This is a genomic window from Nocardia sp. BMG51109 (genome assembly GCF_000526215.1).
Taxonomy (GTDB): Bacteria; Actinomycetota; Actinomycetes; order Mycobacteriales; family Mycobacteriaceae; genus Nocardia.
This window is the reverse complement of the sequence record NZ_JAFQ01000004.1, coordinates 7,573,113-7,593,530: the sequence shown is the minus strand read 5'-3', so window position 1 is coordinate 7,593,530 and position 20,418 is coordinate 7,573,113. Positions and strand designations below refer to the sequence as shown.

The 20,418-nt window shown below is 71.3% G+C and carries 18 protein-coding genes; 9 read left to right on the top strand and 9 right to left on the bottom strand.

The features are described from left to right. Positions 1 to 2 precede the first annotated feature (2 nt). Both D892_RS0135740 and D892_RS49310 read left to right on the top strand, forming a co-directional pair. A complete protein-coding gene (locus D892_RS0135740) occupies positions 3 to 911 on the top strand; it encodes a LysR family transcriptional regulator (protein WP_024805855.1) in 909 nt (302 codons plus the stop codon). A gap of 18 nt (positions 912 to 929) precedes the next feature. Next, positions 930 to 1,058: a hypothetical protein gene (locus tag D892_RS49310; RefSeq protein ID WP_255360272.1), complete on the top strand. Its 129-nt coding sequence runs from the start codon at positions 930 to 932 to the stop codon at positions 1,056 to 1,058. 11 nt (positions 1,059 to 1,069) lie between these two features. On the opposite strand, the gene D892_RS0135730 is transcribed toward D892_RS49310, so the two are convergent. Both D892_RS0135730 and D892_RS0135725 read right to left on the bottom strand, forming a co-directional pair. Continuing rightward, positions 1,070 to 2,260 carry an MFS transporter gene (locus D892_RS0135730; protein WP_024805854.1) on the bottom strand — a complete coding sequence of 397 codons (1,191 nt, stop codon included), beginning with the start codon at positions 2,258 to 2,260 and terminating at the stop codon, positions 1,070 to 1,072. 7 nt (positions 2,261 to 2,267) lie between these two features. Next, positions 2,268 to 2,963 carry a GntR family transcriptional regulator gene (locus tag D892_RS0135725; RefSeq protein WP_024805853.1) on the bottom strand — a complete coding sequence of 232 codons (696 nt, stop codon included), beginning with the start codon at positions 2,961 to 2,963 and terminating at the stop codon, positions 2,268 to 2,270. A 215-nt stretch (positions 2,964 to 3,178) separates the two neighbouring features. On the opposite strand from D892_RS0135725, the gene D892_RS0135715 reads away from it, so the two are divergent. The 7 genes from D892_RS0135715 (at position 3,179) to D892_RS0135685 (ending at position 13,320) form a co-directional block, all read left to right on the top strand. After that, the gene (locus tag D892_RS0135715) at positions 3,179 to 4,510 is read left to right on the top strand and encodes an MmgE/PrpD family protein (protein WP_024805852.1); all 1,332 of its coding nucleotides are present in this window, start codon (positions 3,179 to 3,181) and stop codon (positions 4,508 to 4,510) included. A 22-nt stretch (positions 4,511 to 4,532) separates the two neighbouring features. Then, positions 4,533 to 5,684 (top strand): acyl-CoA dehydrogenase family protein, encoded by a 1,152-nt coding sequence (locus D892_RS0135710; RefSeq protein WP_024805851.1) that lies wholly within the window; start codon positions 4,533 to 4,535, stop codon positions 5,682 to 5,684. Then, positions 5,681 to 7,072, top strand: coding sequence for an MmgE/PrpD family protein (locus D892_RS0135705; RefSeq protein WP_024805850.1), 1,392 nt, complete (start codon positions 5,681 to 5,683; stop codon positions 7,070 to 7,072). The genes D892_RS0135710 and D892_RS0135705 overlap by 4 nt, the downstream gene beginning before the upstream one ends. Beyond that, positions 7,069 to 9,186: an acetate--CoA ligase family protein gene (locus tag D892_RS0135700; protein ID WP_024805849.1), complete on the top strand. Its 2,118-nt coding sequence runs from the start codon at positions 7,069 to 7,071 to the stop codon at positions 9,184 to 9,186. Before D892_RS0135705 ends, D892_RS0135700 begins: the two co-directional genes overlap by 4 nt. Positions 9,187 to 9,280: 94 nt before the next feature. After that, entirely contained in the window at positions 9,281 to 10,402 is a 1,122-nt protein-coding gene (locus tag D892_RS0135695) for an ABC transporter ATP-binding protein (protein WP_024805848.1), read from the top strand. Between the two features lies 1 nt (position 10,403). After that, positions 10,404 to 12,146, top strand: a complete 1,743-nt coding sequence (locus D892_RS0135690) for an iron ABC transporter permease (RefSeq protein ID WP_024805847.1) — start codon at positions 10,404 to 10,406, stop codon at positions 12,144 to 12,146. Positions 12,147 to 12,183: 37 nt separating this feature from the next. Next, complete coding sequence (locus tag D892_RS0135685) at positions 12,184 to 13,320, top strand: ABC transporter substrate-binding protein (protein WP_024805846.1); 1,137 nt, start codon at positions 12,184 to 12,186, stop codon at positions 13,318 to 13,320. Between the two features lie 98 nt (positions 13,321 to 13,418). On the opposite strand, the gene D892_RS0135680 is transcribed toward D892_RS0135685, so the two are convergent. From D892_RS0135680 to D892_RS0135650, 7 genes are all read right to left on the bottom strand, one after another. Next, a complete protein-coding gene (locus tag D892_RS0135680) occupies positions 13,419 to 13,889 on the bottom strand; it encodes a MaoC family dehydratase (protein WP_024805845.1) in 471 nt (156 codons plus the stop codon). After that, a complete protein-coding gene (locus D892_RS0135675; protein WP_024805844.1) occupies positions 13,886 to 15,097 on the bottom strand; it encodes an acetyl-CoA C-acetyltransferase in 1,212 nt (403 codons plus the stop codon). The genes D892_RS0135680 and D892_RS0135675 overlap by 4 nt, the downstream gene beginning before the upstream one ends. A 35-nt stretch (positions 15,098 to 15,132) precedes the next feature. Then, positions 15,133 to 16,035, bottom strand: a complete 903-nt coding sequence (locus D892_RS42935; protein ID WP_024805843.1) for a MaoC family dehydratase N-terminal domain-containing protein — start codon at positions 16,033 to 16,035, stop codon at positions 15,133 to 15,135. Further along, positions 16,032 to 16,772 carry a 3-oxoacyl-ACP reductase FabG gene (fabG, locus tag D892_RS0135665; RefSeq protein WP_024805842.1) on the bottom strand — a complete coding sequence of 247 codons (741 nt, stop codon included), beginning with the start codon at positions 16,770 to 16,772 and terminating at the stop codon, positions 16,032 to 16,034. Before fabG ends, D892_RS42935 begins: the two co-directional genes overlap by 4 nt. A 90-nt stretch (positions 16,773 to 16,862) precedes the next feature. After that, entirely contained in the window at positions 16,863 to 18,086 is a 1,224-nt protein-coding gene (locus D892_RS0135660) for a CoA transferase (RefSeq protein WP_024805841.1), read from the bottom strand. Further along, the gene (locus D892_RS42930; RefSeq protein ID WP_024805840.1) at positions 18,083 to 18,871 is read right to left on the bottom strand and encodes an enoyl-CoA hydratase/isomerase family protein; all 789 of its coding nucleotides are present in this window, start codon (positions 18,869 to 18,871) and stop codon (positions 18,083 to 18,085) included. The genes D892_RS0135660 and D892_RS42930 overlap by 4 nt, the downstream gene beginning before the upstream one ends. A gap of 187 nt (positions 18,872 to 19,058) precedes the next feature. After that, entirely contained in the window at positions 19,059 to 20,252 is a 1,194-nt protein-coding gene (locus D892_RS0135650) for an acyl-CoA dehydrogenase family protein (protein ID WP_024805839.1), read from the bottom strand. Positions 20,253 to 20,418 lie beyond the last annotated feature (166 nt).

Here is a 20,418-nt window from a genome sequence, read left to right as displayed (position 1 = left end):
CTTTGACGGACGACCCGCTGACCACGCACCTTTCGTCGCTTGCGCCCCGCGTCGCCCTGCTGGACGCGCTGGCCGAGGAGAGCAACCTCACGCGCGCGGCCGCGCTGGCCGGCGTTCCCCAGCCGACCGCGAGCCGATGGCTGACCGAGCTGGCCGAGACCCTGGGCACTCCCGTGGTCGCCCGCGCCGGGCGAGGCATCCGGCTGACACACGCGGGACAGCAGCTGGCCGAGTCCGCACGCCGGGCCGCGGGCGAGCTCCGGCTGGGCTTCCGCGCCGCCCTCTCCGAAGCCGACCCGGAACGAGGGCACGTCTCGTTGGCCTTCCTGCACACCATGGGAGGCGTTCGCGTTCCCGAACTGCTGGCCGGGTTCCGCGCCGTACATCCCGGCATCCGGTTCACCCTGGTGCAGGGTGCGAGCGAAGAGATGTTGCAGCGGTTGAGTGCGGGGGAAGCGGATCTGGTCCTGACGGCGCCGCTGCCCGCCGGTGATCCCCGCTTCGAGACCTCCGCTCTCGCGAAACAGCCGCTGGTGGCCGTCGTCCCGGCGGGGCATGCGCTGGCATCCCGCACGCGTATCGCGCTCACCGACCTCGCGCACTCGGAGTTCGTGTCGCTGAAACCCGGGTTCGGTCTGCGCCGCATCGTCGACGACCTGCTCGCCCGGGCGGGCTGCACCCCGCGGGTCTCGTTCGAGGGTGAGGAAGCGGACACACTGCGCGGAATGGTGGCCGCGCGACTGGGCGTCGCGATCCTCCCGGAATCCGAGCCGGTGCCCAACCCCGGCACGGTGGAGATCCCGCTGCATCCGTCCGCATTTCGCGAGATCGGCCTGGCCTGGTCCGCGGAGCGCCCGCTGGCACCGGCGGTCCGCACGTTTCGCGACTACGCCGAGAGCGCGGCCCGGTGACGAGCGAGAAGTTCGAGAGTGTCGTCGACACCGATCGCCGCACCGTCGCTCGACTGCATGATCAGCAGCATCCCGTACAACATCCTCGATGCCGTCGCCGCCGGGGGAGCGCTGGTGCACGGGCATGTCCTTCGGGTCGACAGATAGGTGCGGGCCGTTCAGGCGCTGTCGGGCCGTAGGCGACGGGTGACCGAGTGGGTGAGTAGTCCGGACGAGATCAACAGCAGGCCACTGGCATGGAAGGTGGCGCCGACCCCGGCCAGGCCGGAGAGGCTGCCCGCCAGCACCGGTACCGCGACCTGGCCGATCCGGTTGCCGGCCAGCCTGACGGCCAGTGCGGCGGCCCGGTTGCGGGAGTCGGCGATCAGCGTCACCCAGGACATGGTGAGCGGCTGGCCGATACCCCAGAAGAACCCCATCAGCAACATGGCGAGCATCAGCGGGACGACCGCCGAGGTGAACGGCACGAGCGCCATCGGCACCCCCGAGGCGAGGGTGGCGGAGACGAGGAGCCACCGCCGCGGCACCCGCCGCAGCAGCATCGGCATGGTCGCGCGGGAGAGGACGGAGGTGACGGTCCGCGCGGTGAGCAGGGCGGTGACCGTGGCGACGCTGAGTCCCATCTCCTGTCCCAGGACGGGTAGATAGGCCATCAGGAGATCCATGGCCGTGAGCACGGTCAGGCTGGAGTAGATGGCCGGCTTCATCCCCGGCGTGGCGAGCAGGCGGAACGTGGACTGCTGCCCGCCGGCCGCGTCGGACCGGCTGACCCGCGTGGCGTCCCCGGGCGCGAACAGGAAGGCGAGCGGCACGGCCGTGAATGCGATCGCGGCCATCACCAGCAGCGCCGGGCCGGTGCTGACCGAGCCGGAATCCTGGGTGGTCAGGGTGGCCACCAGACCCGCGATCGGGAAGCCGAGCAGCTGCCCGACGGAGACGCTGAGGGTGAGGTGACCGAAGCGGCCGTCCATGAGTTCGGGCGGGGACCAGAGCGCCACCATGCTCTGGCAGGCCACGGTGTGCAGCATCTGGGCGAGCCCCAGCAGCGCGCTGGCCGCCCCCAGCACGATCAGATGGGAGCTCCCGGCCGCGAGTACCACCGCGACCACGGTGAGCCCCAGGCCCAGTCGCAGTGCCGGCACGGCCAGCCCGCGGTCGACGGCACGTCCGATCCGCAGGGCGACGACGAGCGGCAGGAGCGCGAAGGCCGCGGTGACGACACCCACGGCGAGGCCGTCCCCGCCCAGCGCCAGCACCCGGTAGGAGATCAGCGTGCGGACGCCGCTGAGCACGGTGTGCGACAGGAGCGAGACGGCCGTGATCGCGAGGAACCAGGTCGGGCGTCTCAAGACCGGGTCAGCGTCCGGTCTCGCCGGCGACCGGGGCTCCGTCGGCCCGGAGATTCGTGTCGGTCTGGCGCAGCTCCCAGGCGTGCAGGACGTGGTCGCGCATGGCGGCGCGGGCAGCGGCCGCGTCTCGTCTCTCGAGCGCCGCCAGGATCAGGTCGTGATCCTGGTCCAGTGCCTGGCAGAAGGACTGGACGCCCCACAGGGTGACCGAGGGGGTGAACCGCTGCCACAGGTGCCGCACCGAGTCGATGACCGCGGCCGAGGTGCCGGCGTAGATCGCGAAGTGCAGTTCGCGGTTGAGTACGGAGAGCCGGGCCGGATCCTCCCCGGCGGCCGTCGCGCTCACCAGCGCCTCGTTGGCTCGCCGGACCGCCCGGAAGTCGTCGTCGGTCATGCGCTCGGCGGCGATCTCGCAGGCCAGGCCCTCGAGTTCGGCGCGCATCCGGTAGAGATCCTGGGCCATCTGCGGCGTGAAGTCACGCACGGTGGCGCCCCGGTGGCTGGTGTATTCGATGGCGCCGTCGGCGGCGAGGATCCTGAGCGCCTCGCGGACGGGGGTGGGGCTCACGCCGTACCGCTTGGCGATGGCGGTCTGGCGGAGCTGGTCGCCGGGGTTGATGACGCCTGAGTCCATGTCGGCCCTCAGGCGCTCCAGCACGTAGGCCGTTCGGCTCTGCGGCAGGGGTGCGTTTGTCTGGGTCAATGCGGTCGGCTCCTGGTCGGACTCGGTCGTCTCGCGCCCAGCGCACGGCGGATCGCCGACTGGGGAGTCTCAGGGTAACACGCCATATTCAATAGATCAGAAAAAAGATTCTATAGAACATATTGACGAGGTCGGACCTCTCTGCCAGGGTTATGACCTGGCTCACGTGACTGGGCTCACTCGATAACATTCGCGACCGCATCAGGAGGCACCCGGTGGCCGAAGTTCACAACCGGCGATGGACGGGTCTGGCGGAACGCGACCGCGAACATCTCCGCCTGCTCCTCGTCGACGCCCTCGCGCTCGCCGCGGCGGGTACGGCGTCGCCGGATGCCCGGCGCGTCCTCGCCGGTCTCCGTGCGGTGGGCGGCGGCGACGTCCGGGTTCCGTGGACCGACCTGCACCTGTCCGCCCCGGCGGCCGTGGTGGCGACCTCCACGCTCATCCATGCCTGGGATTTCGACGACACGCACGACGAGGCGGTCGTGCACACCGCGAGCGTGGTGGTGCCCACCGTGCTGGCGACCGCCGCCACCGCCGGGGCGAACGGCGAGCGCGTCGCGGACGGCCTGGTCACCGGCGTCCATCTGCTGTCCCGTCTGGCCCGGGTGACCGGTCCCCGCCCCGGTGTGATCCGCACCGCGGGCCTCGGCTCTCTCGCGGCGGCCGCTGCCGCCGCCACCGTCTGGGGGCTGCCCGACGACACGATCGAGCACGCCATGGCGCTCTCCCTCGGTGCGGCGCTGGCGCCCGGCACCCGCCAGGCCGTGGTGGACGGTTCGGTCGCCAAGCGGGTCCAGCCGGGCCTCTCGGCGCAGTTCGGTATCACCGCCGCCGCCCTGGCCGCCCAGGGTGTCGAGGGGCCGAGCGGGTGGCTGTCCGGCGATTTCGGGCTGGCGCCCGGCTCCGGGGTGAGCTTCGCCGAGCTCTTCGACGGCGACTTCGAAGGCCGCTGGGTCGCCCTGAAGCCCTACCCCGCCTGCCGCTACACGCACGCGGCGCTCGCGGCAGCGGAGAGCCTGCGCGACCGGCACCCGCGCTGGGGCGAGGTCGAGCGGGTGCGGGTGCACGTGCCGGAGGGATCGGCGTATTCGCTGGTCGCACGGCCCTACGAGGACCGCGGCGCCCCGCTGGTGGACGCGCAGTTCTCCATCCCGTGGCAACTCGCGGCGCTGTGGGTCACCGGACGCTACGACCTGACCACCCTGCACGGCGACGGCCTCGGCAACCCCGACATCGCCGCGGCGGCCGCCCGGATCACCGTCGAACAGGACCTGCCGGAGAGTTCGGTGATGACCGGCGCCCGCGTCGAGGTCCGGACGACCGGCGGCGCCCTCGCCGCCGCCGAGGCGCCGATGCCCGGCGCCGAGGGCACGACCTGGCAGGCACTCGTCCGCAAGGCCGACTCCTGCCTGCGGGTCGCCGCGCACGACGATCCCGCCCGCGCGTCCGCCGAACTCCGGCAGCTGGCCGGTCGGCTGCCCGAGCTGGACGCGCCCGCGCTGGCCGCCGCCCTCGGCCGCTGCACGACTTCACTCCGACCGTAACGAGAGACGATAGGAACCCTAGATGGATTTCAGCCTCACTCCCGAACAGACCATCCTCGTCGAGTCGGTAACCAAGCTCGCCCAGCGTGAGTTCGGCGAACGCGCGTTCACCCGCACCGAATTCGCCTGGGACAGCCTCGAAGTTCTGGCCGAGAACGGCCTCACCGGTCTCACGCTGCCCGTCGAGCTCGGGGGCCAGGGCGCCTCGCTGCTGGACGCCGTCCTCGTCATGATGGCGATCACGAAGGTGTGCCCGCACAGCGCGGATGCGTTGCAGGCGAGCAACTTCGGTGCGATCCGCCAGGTGGCCAACTTCGGCTCCGACTACGTGAAGTCCGAGGTGCTCCCGCTGTTCCTGGCCGGGAAGGCGCTGGTGACGGCCGGGATGAGCGAGCCGGAGGCCGGCAGCGCGCTCACCGATCTGCGGACCACCGCGCGGTTCGAGGGCGACCACGTCGTCCTCAACGGCCAGAAATGCTGGAACTCGCACGGGCCGGATGCCACACATTCCGTGGTCTGGTGCCGATTCGGCCCGAGCTCCCGGGACATCGGGGCCGTGCTGGTCCCGTTCGACTCGCCGGGATTCACGCGGGGCAAGCGGGAGTACCACATGTCCGGGGAGTCGCACTGCCAGCTCTTCTTCGACGAGTGCACGGTGGCGAAGGAGTACGTGCTGGCCGACAGCGGAGCACTGAAGAAGATGCTCTCCATCTTCGGTGTGGAGCGGATGGGCAACGCGTCGCGGGCGCTCTCGCTGGCGGAGAAGGCCTACGACATGGCGGTCGAGCACGCCTCGGCGCGTACGCAGTTCGGGAAGAACCTCTGCGAGTTCCAGGGCCTGCAATGGAAGTTCGCCGATATGCGGGTCGAGCTGGATGCCGCCGAGATGCTGCTGCTGCGCGCCGTGGCCAACGCCGACGCCGGCACCCCGGACTCGACCGAGGCGGCGATCGCGAAGCTGCACGCCAACCGCACCGCCTTCGCCGTCGCCAACGACGCCATGCAGGTCTTCGGCGCGAGCGGCTACTCCCAGGAGTTCCCGTTGGAGTACATCGTCCGGCGTACCCGCGGCTGGATGATCGCGGGAGGCTCGGTCGAGATCCTGAAGAACACCATCGCCCAGTCGATCTTCGGGCGCCGCTTCGACCAGCGTGCCGGGGCGGTGGCCCGATGAGCACCGCGGCACGAACGGCCACGTCCCTGGACGGCGCCACCGACACTCTCGTCACCTGGGTGGTCGATGCCGCCACCGCCGCACTGCCCGCGGAGGTCGACCACCACGTCCGGCGCCTCCTGGTCGACTACATGGCGGCCGTGGTGCCCGGGTCGGCCACGGGCGTTGCCCGCGCGGTCGCCGGCCACGTCGCCGCGACCTACGGCGGGGCACGCGCCACCGCGGTCGGCCTCGGCCGGGTCTCCGCACCGGGCGCCGCCCTGCTCAACGGGACCAGCTGCCACAGCCTCGAGGTGGACGACGGCTACACGCCGGGCTCCGTCCACCCCAGCAGCGTCGGCTTCCCGGCGGTGCTCGCGGCGGCGGAGGCGCTGGGCCGCGACACCGCGACCACGACGCGGGCCCTGGCGGTCGCGCTCGAGGTGACGTCGCGACTCGCCGCGGCGGGTCACCCGACGACCTGGCGCAACCACTTCCACAACACACCGCTGGCGGGGGTCCTCGGAGCCACCTGCGGGGTCGCCGTGCTGCACGGGCTGGACGCCGACCGCCTCCACGACGCCCTCGGTGTCGCCGCGTCGCACGCCGGCGGGCTGTTCGCCTTCCTCGGCAAGTCGGCCGAGGTGAAGCGGGTCCACCCGGGCAAGGCCGCGCGGGACGCGGTGGCCAGCGTCGAGCTGGCGGTGGCCGGTGTGACCGGCCCGCGCTCCATCCTGGAGACGCCGCACGGCTACGTGGACGCGTTCGCCGCCGGCGGCTTCGACGCGGGCGTCCTGCTCGACGGGCTGGGCCGGGACTGGGCGGTCCTGAACTCCTACGTCAAGCCCTACCCGTCGTGCCGGCACCTGCACGGTCCGCTCGATGCGGTACTGGCGCTGCGCGCCGAGCACGGGATCGGCCTGGACGACGCCGCCGGCGCGACCGTGCGGACCTACACGGTCGCCTCCCACCACGCGGCGACCGCCGTGGACTCCCTCCTCGATGCCCAGATGAGCATTCCGTTCGCGCTCGCCACCGCCCTGGCCCACGACGAGGTCGGCCTGACCGAGTTCGGCGAACAGGCGCGCCGGGACCCTCGGGTCCGCGAATTCGCCACGCGGGTCGAGGTCTTGGCCGACGAGCAATCGGACTCGGAGTACCCGCGGCTGCGTCCCGCCTCGGTGGAGCTGCGGCTGCGCGACGGGCGGGTCGTGTCGCACCGGGTGGAGCTGCCCTACGGCGAGCCCGGTAACCCGGTTACTGACGACGAGATGACGGCCAAGTTCGTCCGGCTCGCCGCGCCCGTCCTCGGGACCGAGGCCGCCGAGGGGCTGGCCGCCGACCTGTGGGCGTTCGCATCGCTCGACGTCATCGCCCGCGTCGACCGGCACGTGAGGGGACAGGCATGACAGAGCTGACCGACCGGGCCGTCGAGGTGCGGACGCCGGATCGGGCGGACCTGGGCCGGGCGCTGCTCGCCCCCCGTTCCGTGGCGATCATCGGCGCGTCCGACGACCCCCGCAAGACCACCGCACGACCCCTGCGGTTCCTGCGTCGGCAGGGCTTCTCCGGCACCGTCTATCCGGTCAACCCGCGCCGGGAGACGGTGCTGGGGGAGCGGGCCTGGCCCGATATCGCCTCCCTCCCGGAGGTGCCGGACCACGTCTTCATCGTGGCCGACACCCGGCTGGTCGTCGCGGCCGTGCGGGACTGCGGCCGGGCGGGTGTCCCGCTCGTCACCGTGCTGTCCGGCGGCTTCGGCGAATCCGCGGAGGGCGCCGAGCGGCTGCGGGAGCTGCTGGCGGTGGCGGCCGAGTACGGCGTCCGCGTCGTCGGCCCCAACAGCATCGGCGTCGTCAACCCGCGCAACGGGCTGATGCTCACGGCCAACGCGGCCTTCGCCGAGGAGGACATCCCGGCCGGCTCGTCGTTCGTGGCCTCCCAGTCCGGCAGCGTCATCGGCGCGCTGATGACCCGGGCCAAGGCCCGCGGACTGGGTTTCTCGGGTTTCGTCTCCACCGGTTCCGAGGTCGACCTGACGCTCGGCGAGATCTGCGCGGCGACACTCGACGATCCCGAGGTCGGCTCGTACACCCTGTTCATGGAGTCGCTGGAGAATGCGGCGGCCCTGGGCGCCTTCGCGGTCGAGGCGGCGGCCCGGCGGAAACCCGTCACCGTCTACAAGCTCGGCCGCAGCGACGCCGCCGCGGCGCTCGCCGCCTCCCATACGGGCGCGCTGTCCGGCGAGGACGACGAGGCCGAAGCGTACTTCCGGGCCTGCGGGTTCGCCCGGGTCGACAACTTCGAGGCGCTGATCGAGACCGAGGCGCTCCAGCGCCGCGTCGGCCCGCCCACCGCGGCGGGCGGCGGCCGTGTCGCCGTCATCACCTCCACCGGGGGTGGTGCGGCGATCCTGGTGGATCAGCTGGAGCCGCTGGGCGTCGCGGTGACCCGGCCGAGCCGCACGGTCTTCGACCAGCTCGCGGAGCTGGGACTCGAGGTGGCCGAGAGCCTGATCGTCGACCTCACCCTCGCCGGCACCCGGCACGAGCTGGTCGACGGGGCACTGCAGGTGCTCCGGGCGAGCGACGAGTTCGACCTCGTGCTCTTCGTGATCGGCTCGTCGGCGCGGCTCAACCCGGAGCTGGCCGTGAGCGCGATCGCCGAGCATGCCGAGGGCCCGGTCCCGGTGGCCGCCTGGGCCCTCCCGGACGCGCTGGAGTCGGTCTGCCGGCTGCACGAGGCGGGCGTTCCCGCGTTCCGCACCGCGGAGGCGTGCGCCCAGGCCGTGGCCGCGACCCTGGGACGCCGGCCCGTGGACCCGGCGATTTTCCGTGGCCGGCGGACCGGGCTCCCGCCGCGCAGCCGCGCCCTCGACGAGGTCTCGTCCGCCGAGGTCCTCGCCGCCCTCGGCATCCGCTTCCCGGCCACGACGACATGCGGCGTGGACGGCGTGCCCGAGGCCGAGCCGCGGTTTCCGGTCGTGGTCAAGGCGCTCTCCGACCGGTTGCCCCACAAGTCCGACGCCGGGGCCGTGGTCTTGGGCGTCGAGGACCGGGCCGGGCTGCGGGAGGCGATATCCACCATCGTGGCCGGCGTCGCCGCCTACGACGCCACGGTGACGGTCGCCCGGTTCCTCGTGCAGGAGATGATCCGGGAGACGGTGTTCGAAGCACTGGTCGGCTACCGCGTGAGCCCGACCGTCGGGCCGCTGGTCCTGCTGGCCGCGGGCGGCGTCTACACCGAGATCTACGAGGACTCGTCGCTGAGGCTGGCGCCGGTCACCCGGGACCAGGCCCGGGAGATGGTCGAGGAGGTCAAGGCGACGGCGATCGCGCGCGGTTTCCGCGGCGGGCCCCACGGCGACCTCGACGCCCTGGCCGACGCCGTGGTGTCCGTCTCGCGGCTGGCGCTGGAACGACCCGATGTGGTGGAGGCGGAGGCCAATCCCGTGGCGGTGCAGGCCCGCGGCCGGGGCGTGGTCGCGCTCGACGCGCTCGTCCGCCTGTCCCAGGAGAGGTGAGACCGCCGTTGCCTCAGTCCCCACCCCGCCCCCGACCGACAGCCGGCCGGCGACTCTGCCCGAGATTCCACCCCCGCAGGAGCCAGTGATCCCCATGGACGTGCGCATCGACGACCTCTCGCTCACCTTCGGTGAGTTCACCGCCGTCAGACACCTCGACCTCCACATTCGGCACGGCGAGTCCCTCGTGCTGCTGGGACAGTCCGGGTGCGGCAAGACCAGCACCATGCGTTGCGTGGCCGGCCTGGAAGATCCGAGCGGCGGATCGATCACCATCGGGGGCACGACGGTCTTCGACGCCGGGCGGACGGTCAACATCGCGCCGAACAGGCGCAACGTCGGCCTGGTCTTCCAGTCCTACGCCGTGTGGCCCCACATGACCGTGCTGGACAATGTCGCCTTCCCGCTGAAGATGAAGAAGCGGCCGAAGGCCGACGCGCGGGCCAAGGCGCTGGAGACCCTGGAACTGGTCGGACTGGCGCACCTCGCCTCGCGCGGCGCGAGCATGCTGTCCGGCGGGCAGATGCAGCGCGTCGCCCTGGCCCGCAGCCTCGCGATGGAGCCGGCGGTGATGCTCCTCGACGAACCCCTCTCCAACCTGGACGCCCGGTTGCGTGAGGACCTGCGGGTCGAATTGCGCCGACTCCAGCTCGAACTCGGCCTCACCTGCATTTACGTCACCCACGACCAGGGCGAGGCGCTGGCACTGGCGGACCGGATCGCCATCATGCAGGACGGCAGGATCTCCCAGCTGGCGGATCCGTGGGACACCTACCGGGCGCCCGCGTCGGCCTCCATCGCGGCATTCCTCGGCGTCTCCAACATCTTCCCGGTCCGGCCGCCGGCCGAGCGCTCCGACCGGCTCCGGCTTCGGGAGCACGACCTGGAGATGGCCTTCGGCACCGAACTTCCGGACGATACGAGCGATCTGAGTGTCTGCGTCCGGCCCGAGCACGTGCGCCTCGGCGCGGCCGACGGTCAGGGCTCGACGCCGGAGCGGCCGAACATGTGGCTCGGCACGGTCGAGATCAGCGTCTTCCAGGGCTCGTTCGCCCGGTGTTCGGTCCGTCTGGACGCCGGTCCGGTGATCGAGGTGCAGAGCCACGAGGAGGCGGCCGGCCTGCTCCGCAAGGACGATCGCGTCGCGGTCGAGGTCGATCCCAAGTACGTCCGGGTGCTGCCCGGCGAGGTTCCCGCCTCCGGAGAGGAATCCTGATATGGCCACCATGACCCCGGTCCCCGAGGCGCGGCCGAAGCCGCCGTCCCCGGGGCGCTCCACCCTTCCGTGGCGCAAGAGGTGGCTGCCCTCCGGCACGCTGCTGGTGGTTCTCGCGGTGCTGATCCTGCTGCCCGCCGCGCTGGTCCTGCTCGCCGCCCTGAGCACGAGCGTGCCGCGTCCGGGCAATATCAGCTTCGACCTGACCCTGGACAACTTCCGCATCTTCTCCGCACCCGAGGTGCAGGACGCCTTCGTCAACTCGCTCGTGCTGGCCGTGAGTGCCACCGTGCTCGCCTGCCTGATCGGGGGCGGCCTGGCCTTCCTGGCGGCCCGCTCGGACATTCCGATGCCGAAGTTCGTCTATCTGATCGGCCTGATGCCGCTGTTCCTGCCGTCCTACGTGGGCGCACTGGCCTGGTCCATCCTCGCAAGCCCGACCGCCGGCCTGCTCAATATCACCCAGCGCGACCTCGGGTGGTCGGTGCCGCTGGACATCTACTCCCTGCCCGGGATGATCTTCGTCTTCGCCGTGTACTACTCGCCGTACACGTTCCTGCTGGTCCACGGCGCGATGTCGATGATGAGCCCGGACCTCGAGGAGGCGGCGCGCGTCCACGGTGCGACGCCTCGGCGCATGCTGGGCCGGGTCTCTTTTCCGCTCGCCCTCCCGGCGATGATCGGCTCGGCGATCCTCACCTTCACGCTGATCTTCGAGAATTTCCCGGTCGCCCAGGTGCTGGGGACGCCCGCCGGGGTCGACACGCTGCCCACCTTCATCTTCCGGTTGCTCAACGCCACGCCGTCGCGGGGCAACGAGAGCGCCGCCATCGCGGTGGTCCTGGTCGCGATCGTCGTCCTCGTGACATGGCTGCAGAACCGGGCGCTGCGCAAGCGCTCCTTCACGACCGTCACCGGAAAGGGCGTGCGGCAGAAGAAGTTCGGCCTGGGTAAGGCGCGCATCCCGGTCTTCCTGCTGACCCTCGGCTTCTTCGTCGTCTCCATCGTGCTGCCGATCCTGGCGCTGGTGGTCGCCGCCGGCCAGACCTCGCCCTATCTGAGGTCCATGAGTCAGCTGACCGAGTCCGGGGGGCTGGACTTCAGCTCCTTCGGTGAGGTCCTGGGGTCGTCCGGGTTCCGCGGGGCCGCGTTCAACAGCGTGGTGGTCGGCCTCTTCGCCGCCGTGGCAGGCACGGTCCTGGCCTTCCTCTGCGGCTACGTCGTCTACCGGTCGAAGGCGTCCGGACGGTCGCTGGTCGAAACCGTCACGATGATGCCGCTGGCCATTCCCGCGGTGGTTCTGGGCATGGGCCTGCTGTGGACCTGGCTGGTACTGCCGGTGCCGCTGTACGGGACACTCGCCGTCCTGGTCGTCGCGTTCCTGGCGGTTCAGGCGCCGCAGGGATTCCGCGGCGTGGCCGCGTCCATCATGGCCACCGACCGGGACCTCGAGGACAGTGCGGTGATGCTCGGCGCGCGCCGCACCACGGCCGTCACCCGCATCACGGTGCCACTGATGAAGGTGGGCCTGCTGTCCACGTTCCTGCTGCTCCTGATGCTCAGCATGCGTGAACTCACCGTTCCGCTGTTCCTCTACACCAGCGATACCGAGATTCTCTCGATCGCCATCTACGACGCGTTCGAGAACGGCGGCGCGTTGCGGCAGGCGGCGGCGATGGGCGTGCTCTACACCGCCTTCATGTTCGTCCTGTCCTACATTCCTCGCCGACTGGCCCGTCAGTGACGGATCCGGCGGAACCGCTCGAGAAGGAGCCGGAACCATGAAGCTCACCCGATGGGGCGTCGCCGCTGCCGCCCTGCTCCTGAGCGCGTCGCTCGTCGCGTGCGGCGGCGGCGCGGGCAGGCCGGACGATGTGGCCGTCGCCGCGGCGATGCTGCCGATGCCCGCGATCGACGACTCCGACGGGCTCGTCATCCACGGCGAGAAGATCGCCGACGCCGAACTCCTGGCGGCGGCCCGCGGGGAGTCGCTCGACTGGTACACGGCGTCGGGGGCGGAGAGTGCCGGGCTGACCGCCGCCCGGTTCGAGGCCGAGACCGGGGTGAAAGTCGACATGACGCGCCTGCCGTCGGGCAAGCTCAACGAGCGGGTGCTCAGCGAACACGGCGCCGGGCGCCTGTCGGCCGGCGTGGTCACCATCACCGACCCGATTCTCGCCGAGGGTTTCGCGGCGGCGGGTGTCTTCGCCCCGTACCGGACGCCCACCTACGACAAGCTGGTCGACAGGGGGAACGTGGTCTGGAAAGACGGTGAGTACTACACCGTCTACTACTCGGCCTACGCGTTCGCCTACAACGACCTGGCGGTCGAGAAGAACGACGCCCCCACCACCTGGGAGGATCTGCTCGACTCGAAGTGGAAGGGCAAGCTGGGGGTGGTCAACGCCGGCGCCGGCGGCACCGTGCAGGGCCTGGCCGACTTTCAGGAGCGCGTCCTGGGCGAGGACTACTGGAGCGGTCTGTCCGCCCAGAAGCCGCGGATCTTCGACACCACCTCGGTTCAGCTCGACGCGCTGGCCCGCGGTGAGATCGAGGTGGCCACGATCGGCTTCAACAGCACCTACGGCGCCGAACAGGCGGGAGCCCCCGTCGAGCTGGTGATCCCGGAGAAGGGGATCTCGGGCACCTTCAACATGCAGGGGCTGACCGAAACGGGTGCGAACAGCCCGGCCGCGCGGCTCTTCATGAACTGGACCATGTCCCGCTCCGGCCAGGAGTTCGCGGCGGCACAGGGTTTCGTGAGTTCCCGCACCGACATCGACCAGGTCCCGACCGGTCAATACCAGCTGCCGAAGGCCGACGACAAGGGCTTCCTGGTCTACACCCCGGAGGACGCCAGGACCCGCGGCCGCGACATCGTGGCGCGCTGGAACAAGACGTTCGCCTTCAGCGGCTGACATCCACGCGCCTTCAGCGGCTGACACTCACGGTCAGCACGACGGAAGGGCCGGCCATGAGGGGCCGGTCCTTCCGTCGTGGGCGGGAGTGCGTGCCGTCAGGTGAGCAGCACCAGCGACATCTTGCGGGCCACGCAGGCCGGACGCTCGCTCCCGGCCAGGTCCACGGTGAAGTCGATGGGCACCAGGAGCGCGTCTCCCCGTGGGACCACCTCGGCGATGGTGCAGCGCAGCCGCACCTTGCCGCCGACCGGAACAGGGGTGGGGAAGCGCACTGTGTCCAGGCCGTAGTTGAGCCGTGCCGTCCCGAGCTCGAACCGGTAGAGATCCTCGGCGAGAGCGGAAATGAGGGAGAGCGTCAGGTAGCCGTGCGCGATCGTCCGGCCGTACGGGCCGCGGGCGGCGCGCTCGGTGTCGACGTGGATCCACTGGTGGTCACCCGTCGTGCGGGCGAAGAGGTCGATGCGCTCCTGGTCGACGGTGAGCCACGGGCCGGGGCCGAGTTCGACGCCCACGAGCGCCGCCAGCTCCTCCCGGGTGCCTACGACCGCGGGGCCGGCCGCGCTCACTCCTCGACCCGCTCGACCACGGCCGCCAGGCCCTGGCCGCCGCCGATACACAGGGTGGCCAGGCCGTAGCGGCCGCCGGTGCGGGTGAGCTGGCGCGCCAGGGTGCCGACCAGCCGGGCCCCGGTGGCGCCCACGGGATGGCCCAGGGAGATGCCGGAGCCGTGCACGTTCACCCGCTCGAGGTCGCGCTCGCCCAGCTTCCACTCCCGCATCACCGCGAGCGCCTGGGCCGCGAAGGCCTCGTTGAGTTCGATCAGATCCATCTCGGCCAGCGTGCGCCCGGCCCGCTCCAGGGCGGCCGCGGCGGCCGGCACCGGACCCATGCCCATGGTGCGTGGGGGCACACCCGCCACGGCCCAGGAGACCAGCCGGACCAATGGGCGCAGACCCAGTTCGGCCGCCCGCTCCGGCGTGGTGACCACACACATCGCCGCGGCATCGTTCTGTCCGCTGGCGTTGCCGGCGGTCACCGTGGCGTCGTCGAGGGTGCGTCCCATGATCGGCCGGAGCGCGGCCAGGGTTTCCAGGTCGGTATCGGCGCGCGGGTGCTCGTCGGTGTCGACGACCGTCTCGCCGCGCCGGGCGGGCACCGTGACGGGCACGATCTCCTCCGCGAACGCCCCGGACGCCTGGGCGGCCACGGCGCGGCGGTGGGACTCCACGGCCAGGGTGTCCTGCGCCTCGCGGGTGATGCCGTAGTCGCGCCGGACGTTCTCCGCCGTCTCGATCATCCCGCCGGGCACGGGGTAGCCGGGTCCGCCGGCCGTGGTGCGGGCGCGGGCCAGCGCGTCGTGCATCGTCATGCCGCCGCGGGCCGCGCCCCAGCGGGCGTCGGTGGTGTAGAACGGCACGTTGCTCATGCTTTCGGTGCCGCCCGCGACCACGACCCGGGCCGCTCCGGTCTGCACCGCCATCGCCGCGTTGAGGATCGCCTGGAGGCCGGAGCCGCAGCGGCGGTCGATCTGCTGGCCCGGCACCTCGACCGGGAGGCCGGCCGTGAGGGCGACCACCCGGCCGATCGCCGGAGCCTCGCTGTTGGGATTGCAGTGCCCCAGGATCACGTCGTCGACGGCATCGGCCGGCAGGCCGCGCGCGATCAGTTCGCGCAGCACCGTGACCCCCAGATCCACCGCGGTCAGCGGGCGGAAGACGCCACCGTACCCCCCGATGGGGGTGCGCAGCGGCTCGCAGATGACAGCGTCGGTCATGGCTCTCCTCTGTCGTTGTGCAGCCGGGTCGTTGCTCAGCTGGGTCGGTGCGGCCGTGCGCCGGTACTCGGTGCGGGGTCGAGCTCGAGCCGCGCGTGGACGCGCGGCTCCTCGCCCTCGGCGGCGGGGGAGACGACCTCCAGCACCGGGCCCGTGCCCTGCCTCGCCACCAGCTCCGCACGCTCTCCGCAGAACAGCGGTGCCAGACCGCGGTGCCGCAGTGTCCCGGGAGTGGGCGCGCCGGCGCGCCGGGCCGTCTCGGCCAGGGCCACCGCCATGAGCGGGCCGTGAACGACGAGGCCGGGGTAGCCCTCGACTCCGGTCGCATAGGGCCAGTCGATGTGGATCCGGTGGGAATTGGCGGTGAGCGCGCTGAACCGGGCCAGGTGCACCGGATCGGTGCGCAGGTCCCGCCTCGTCTCGCCCGCCTCGGTGGTCCGGGGCGGGCCGATCAGCTGCTCGGCGAGCGGTGCGGGGGAGGGCTCGACCGTGGCGGATTGTGTCCGCGCGCTCGTGTAGACGATGTTCTGGATCTCCTCCAGGAGCAGGGTGCCGGCGCGGTCGTGCACCTGAACGGTCAGGTCGACCAGGACGAGGGGGCCGGTGCGGCCGTCGCGCTCCCGCGGCTCCGAGGCGCGCGAGGTCACGGTGACCTCGTCGCCCACCGGTATCGGGGCATGGAAGGTGAGGCTGCCCCCGCCGAACATCCGGCGCGGCAGGGCGACGTCCGGCATGATGCCGGTCCCCCGCAGGGGGTGCCCGTCCGGCCCCAGTGTGTGCGGGGCGGGCCACCGGGCGAGCGTGGCCCAGTGCCACAGGGGTGGCAGCGCGGCACCGGCCCGCAGGTCCAAGTCCGTCGCCCCGAGCAGCCCGGCGAGGCCTGCCACCGCGACCGGGTCGACGACGCGCTCGACGATGCTCTCCCGGGGCGCGCTCACATGAACCGCCCGCCGGTCACCTCGGCCACGGTGCCGGTCATATAGGAGGACAGGGACGAGGCGTAGAACAGGGCGGCGCCCGCGACCTCGTGCGGCTCGCCCGGCCGCTGCATCGGAATCTCGGCCATCTTCCCGTCCCATGCCTTCTGCGGCATCGCCTCGGTCATCGCGGACCGGATCAGCCCCGGCTGGATCGCGTTGACGCGCACCCCGTGGTGGGCCATCTCCTTGGCCGCCGCCTTGGTGAGCCCCACGATCCCGGCCTTGGCGGCCGAGTAGTTGGTCTGGCCGACCATGCCGACCTTCCCGGACAGCGAGGAGATGTTGACGATCGCGCCCGACTTCTGCTCGCGCATCCGTGCCGCGGCCAGCCGGGTGCCGTTCCACGTGCCCTTCAGGTGCACCCGGACGACGAGGTCGAAGTCGTCCTCGGTCATGGTGCGCATGGTCGCGTCCCGGGTGACGCCGGCGTTGTTGACGAAGACGTCGAGGGAGCCGAATTCGGCCACGGCCGTGTCTATCAGGGTCTGCACCTGTGCGGCGTCGACGACGTCGCACCGCACGGCGCGGGCCCGGTCGCTGCCGAGCTCCCGCACCGCCGCCTGCGCGGCGGCCTCGTTCAGGTCGCCGATGACGACCCGGGCGCCGTGCTCGATGTACAGCCTGGCGATGGCCAGGCCGATGCCTTGGGCGCCGCCGGTGACGACGGTGGTCTTGTCGGCGAGGAGTGCGGTCATGGGAAGCCTTCCTGGTGATCTCGTTCGAGGGTGCGGTGGGGCGAGGGGAAGAGCGGAGGGTGCGCCCGACGGCAGCTCCGGTCGACTACGTCAGCCGGACGTGCGCGCCGGGTCGCATGCCACCACCCCCAGGTCGTGCAGGCGGCCGATCTCGTTGCCGGTGAGCCCCAGCGACTGCGCGAGCACCTCCTCGGTGTCGGCGCCGAGGCGCGGGGCGGGCACGGGAGCCGATGTGTGGTCTTCCCACCGGAGCGGATATCCGGTGGCGAGCATCTCACCGATCCCGGGTTGATCGACCGGCCGCGCCACCGAACCCGGATCCGCGCGGGCCGTCGCGGCGGCCTCGGACATCGACCGGTACGGGCCCCACAGCACCCGGGCACCGTCCAGTTGTGTGGTCAGCTCGTCGAGGGTGCGCGCCGCGAACCAGGGACGCAGGATCGAGGCGATGGTGTCGCGGAACCGGTAGCGCTCGGACTCGTGCCGCAGGTCGGTCTCGAGTGCGGTCTCGAGCGCCGCGAAGACCGGCGCGGTCCCGGTGACCTCGCACAGTGCCCGCCACTGCCCCTCGGTCAGGGCGACGACCATGACGCGCCGCCCGTCGGCGGCGGCGAAGTCGGTGCCGAAGCTGCCGAAGAGGTGATTGCCGTGCGCCGGACGGTCCCCGTGCTGCTCGGCCTCGGCCAGCCAGCCCATCGATCCCACCGCGGACAGGGCCACATCGGCCAGCGCGATATCGAGGCGCGAGCCCGCACCGGTCTGCTCGCGCCGGCTCACCGCGGCCAGCACGCCGAGCGCGGCGGAAGCGCCCGCCAGCAGATCCCAGGCGGGCAGCACATGGTTGACCGGTTCCGCGGAGCTGCCCGGCCCCGTCATATTCGGAACCCCGACCGCCGCGTTCACCGTGTAGTCGACCCCGGGACGCCCGTCGGGGAAGCCGAGCACGTGCACCGAGATCGCGTCGGGCCGGCGATCGGTGAGGTTCTCGTGGGTCACCCGGTGCCGCCCGACCATGTTGTCGACGAAGATGCCCGCACCCGGCCCCGGCCTGGTGCAGAGCGCCAGCAGCAGCTCTCGTCCCTCCGGTGTGCGGTAATCCAGCACGACCGACCGCTTTCCCTTGTTGAGGTTGGCCCAGTAGAGGCTGGCGCCGGTGTGGGCGAGCGGCCAGCGCAACTGGTCGCTGCCGCCGCCGGGGAGATCGACCCGGATGACCTCGGCCCCCAGCTGGGTGAGGCTCAAACCGCACGAGGGCCCGGCGATGAAGGTGGCGCACTCGACCACCTGGAGATGCGCCAGGGGCGTGGTGTTCATGAGAAGTGTGGCTCCCGTCGTTCCAGGAAGGCGTTGCGGCCCTCGCGTGCATTCGGCCCGTGGCCGGCCAGGGCCATCGCGGTGCGTTCGCTGGCCAGGAACTGGGCGAGGTCCGCGCGGTCCCGGGCGAGCAGCGACTTGGTGATGGCGTTCGACTGGGTCGGGCCGGCCGCCAGCGTGGTGGCGAGTTCGACGGCCCGCGAGGTCGCGCTCCCGGGCGCCACGGTCTCGGTGACCAGGCCCGCCGTCCGTGCGTCCCGGGCCGTGAGGGGCTCGCCGAGGAAGAGATGGGCCGCGGCACGCTGCTGCCCCAGCCGGCGCGGGAGGTGGTAGGCCGTACCGGCGTCGGCCGTCATGCCGCGGGCGGCGAACGGGGCCTTGAAGTAGGCGTTTTCCCCGACGACGACGAGGTCGCAGGCGAGCACGAGGCCCCAGGCGGCGCCGATCGCGTACCGCTCGACGGCCGCGATGATCACCTGGTCGGCACCGATCATGGCCAGTACCAGATCGTGAATCAGGGTCAACCGTTCCGCGGGGCCGAAGACTCCTCCGTCCGGTCCGGGCATCGACTCCACATCGCCCCCGGACGAGAAGAAGTCGTCGCCCCCGGTGATGACCACGGCCGCGTCCCGGCGGCGGGCGGCGCCGGCGAGGCCGGCCCTCAGCAACTCCGCGGTCTGCGCGTCGAGTGCGTTGCGGCGGTGCGGACGGTCGAGCCTCAGGACGGTGACCCCGGGGCCCGGGTGCTCCTGATGAACGGGTACCTGAGCTGTCTCGGAGGTCATAATCTATAGAAAATATAGTATGGCCCTGTATCTGTCGAGAGGTCGTGAGACCGTCCTGAACGGGCGCACGGCCGCCGACGCCCGAGGGCTCCGCACACAGCTGCCGAGGCGGTCCGGGCGCGGTACCCGCGCCGGGCCGACATATCCGGACTGTCCACTGCACGAAGGAGTTTCGGGCTCGATCGGGTCAGAGCCCGTAGTCCGCGAGCAGGGCGCGGCCGATGATCATCTTCTGAATGTCGGAGGTGCCCTCACCGATCAGCATGAAGGCGGCCTCGCGGTAGAGGCGCTCGATCTCGTACTCCTTGGAGTAGCCGTAACCGCCGTGGATACGGAAGGAGTCCTGGACGACCTCGCTGCAGTACTCGGCGGCGAGCATCTTCGCCATACCGGCGCCGACGTCGTTGCGTTCGCCGGTGTCCTTGAGCCGGGCGGCCTTGACCATCATCGCGTGGCCGGCCTCGACCTTGGTGGCCATCTCCGCCAGGCGGAACAGGATCGCCTGGTGATCGGCGATCGGCTTGCCGAAGGTTTCGCGCTGCTGGGCGTAGGCGATCGCCAACTCGAAGGCCCGCAGCGCGATGCCGCAGGCACGGGCGGCGACATTGACGCGGCCGACCTCGACACCGTCCATCATGTGGTAGAAGCCCCTGCCCGGGACCCCACCGAGAACCCGGTCGGCCGGAACCCGGTGGCCCGTGAAGACGGCCTCGGTGGTGTCGACGCCCTTGTACCCCATCTTGTCGATCTTGCCGGGGATGGTGAGGCCCGGGGCGGTCTCGCCGAAGCCGGCCTCCTTCTCGACCAGGAACGTCGTCATGTTCTTGTAGACGCTGCCGGCGCCCTCGTCGCTCTTCGCCAGCACCGCAATGAGATTCGACGTGCCGCCGTTGGTCAGCCACATCTTCTGGCCGTCGATCGTGTACCAGCCGTCCTCGCCCCGGACGGCCCTGGTCTTGATCGCCGCCACGTCCGAGCCCAGGCCGGGCTCCGACATCGAAAACGACCCCCGCACCTCGCCGGTGGCCATCTTCGGCAGATACTTCCGCTTCTGCTCGTCGGTGCCGTGCCGCATGAGCATGTAGGCCACGATGAAGTGCGTGTTGATCACCCCCGACACGCTCATCCAGCCGCGCGCGATCTCCTCGACGCACAACGCGTAGGTCAGCAGCGACTCACCCAGTCCGCCGTACTCCTCGGGGATCATCAGCCCGAAGATGCCCAGCTCCTTGAGCCCGTCGACGATTTCCTGCGGGTACTCGTCGGCGTGCTCGAGCTCGGTCGCCACCGGGAGGATCTTCTTCTCCACGTATGCGCGGACCGTTTCGATGATCTCGGTCTGGACCTCGGTCAATCCGTCGGTGCTGCACAGCCGACCCATACCGCGTTCTCCTCGTTCCGTGACCGTGCCTCGCGCGCGATCTCGACCGCGCGCCGGGCGGCCTGCCGCGGGCTCGGTCGTGAATACCACCAAGTCCGGTAATTTCTATCATAAGTACGTACAAATATGACCGATATACGTACAAATGAAGCGCCCTGCCGGGCGG

Bases quoted from the DNA above. Each gene is read 5' to 3' on its own strand.
- D892_RS0135710 (WP_024805851.1), top strand. From the start codon at position 4,533: ATGGATTTCAGCCTCACTCCCGAACAGACCATCCTCGTCGAGTCGGTA.
- D892_RS0135705 (WP_024805850.1), top strand. From the start codon at position 5,681: ATGAGCACCGCGGCACGAACGGCCACGTCCCTGGACGGCGCCACCGAC.
- D892_RS0135700 (WP_024805849.1), top strand. From the start codon at position 7,069: ATGACAGAGCTGACCGACCGGGCCGTCGAGGTGCGGACGCCGGATCGG.
- D892_RS0135695 (WP_024805848.1), top strand. From the start codon at position 9,281: ATGGACGTGCGCATCGACGACCTCTCGCTCACCTTCGGTGAGTTCACC.
- D892_RS0135690 (WP_024805847.1), top strand. From the start codon at position 10,404: ATGGCCACCATGACCCCGGTCCCCGAGGCGCGGCCGAAGCCGCCGTCC.
- D892_RS0135685 (WP_024805846.1), top strand. From the start codon at position 12,184: ATGAAGCTCACCCGATGGGGCGTCGCCGCTGCCGCCCTGCTCCTGAGC.
- D892_RS0135675 (WP_024805844.1), bottom strand. From the start codon at position 15,097: ATGACCGACGCTGTCATCTGCGAGCCGCTGCGCACCCCCATCGGGGGG.
- fabG (WP_024805842.1), bottom strand. From the start codon at position 16,772: ATGACCGCACTCCTCGCCGACAAGACCACCGTCGTCACCGGCGGCGCC.
- D892_RS0135660 (WP_024805841.1), bottom strand. From the start codon at position 18,086: ATGAACACCACGCCCCTGGCGCATCTCCAGGTGGTCGAGTGCGCCACC.
- D892_RS42930 (WP_024805840.1), bottom strand. From the start codon at position 18,871: ATGACCTCCGAGACAGCTCAGGTACCCGTTCATCAGGAGCACCCGGGC.
- D892_RS0135650 (WP_024805839.1), bottom strand. From the start codon at position 20,252: ATGGGTCGGCTGTGCAGCACCGACGGATTGACCGAGGTCCAGACCGAG.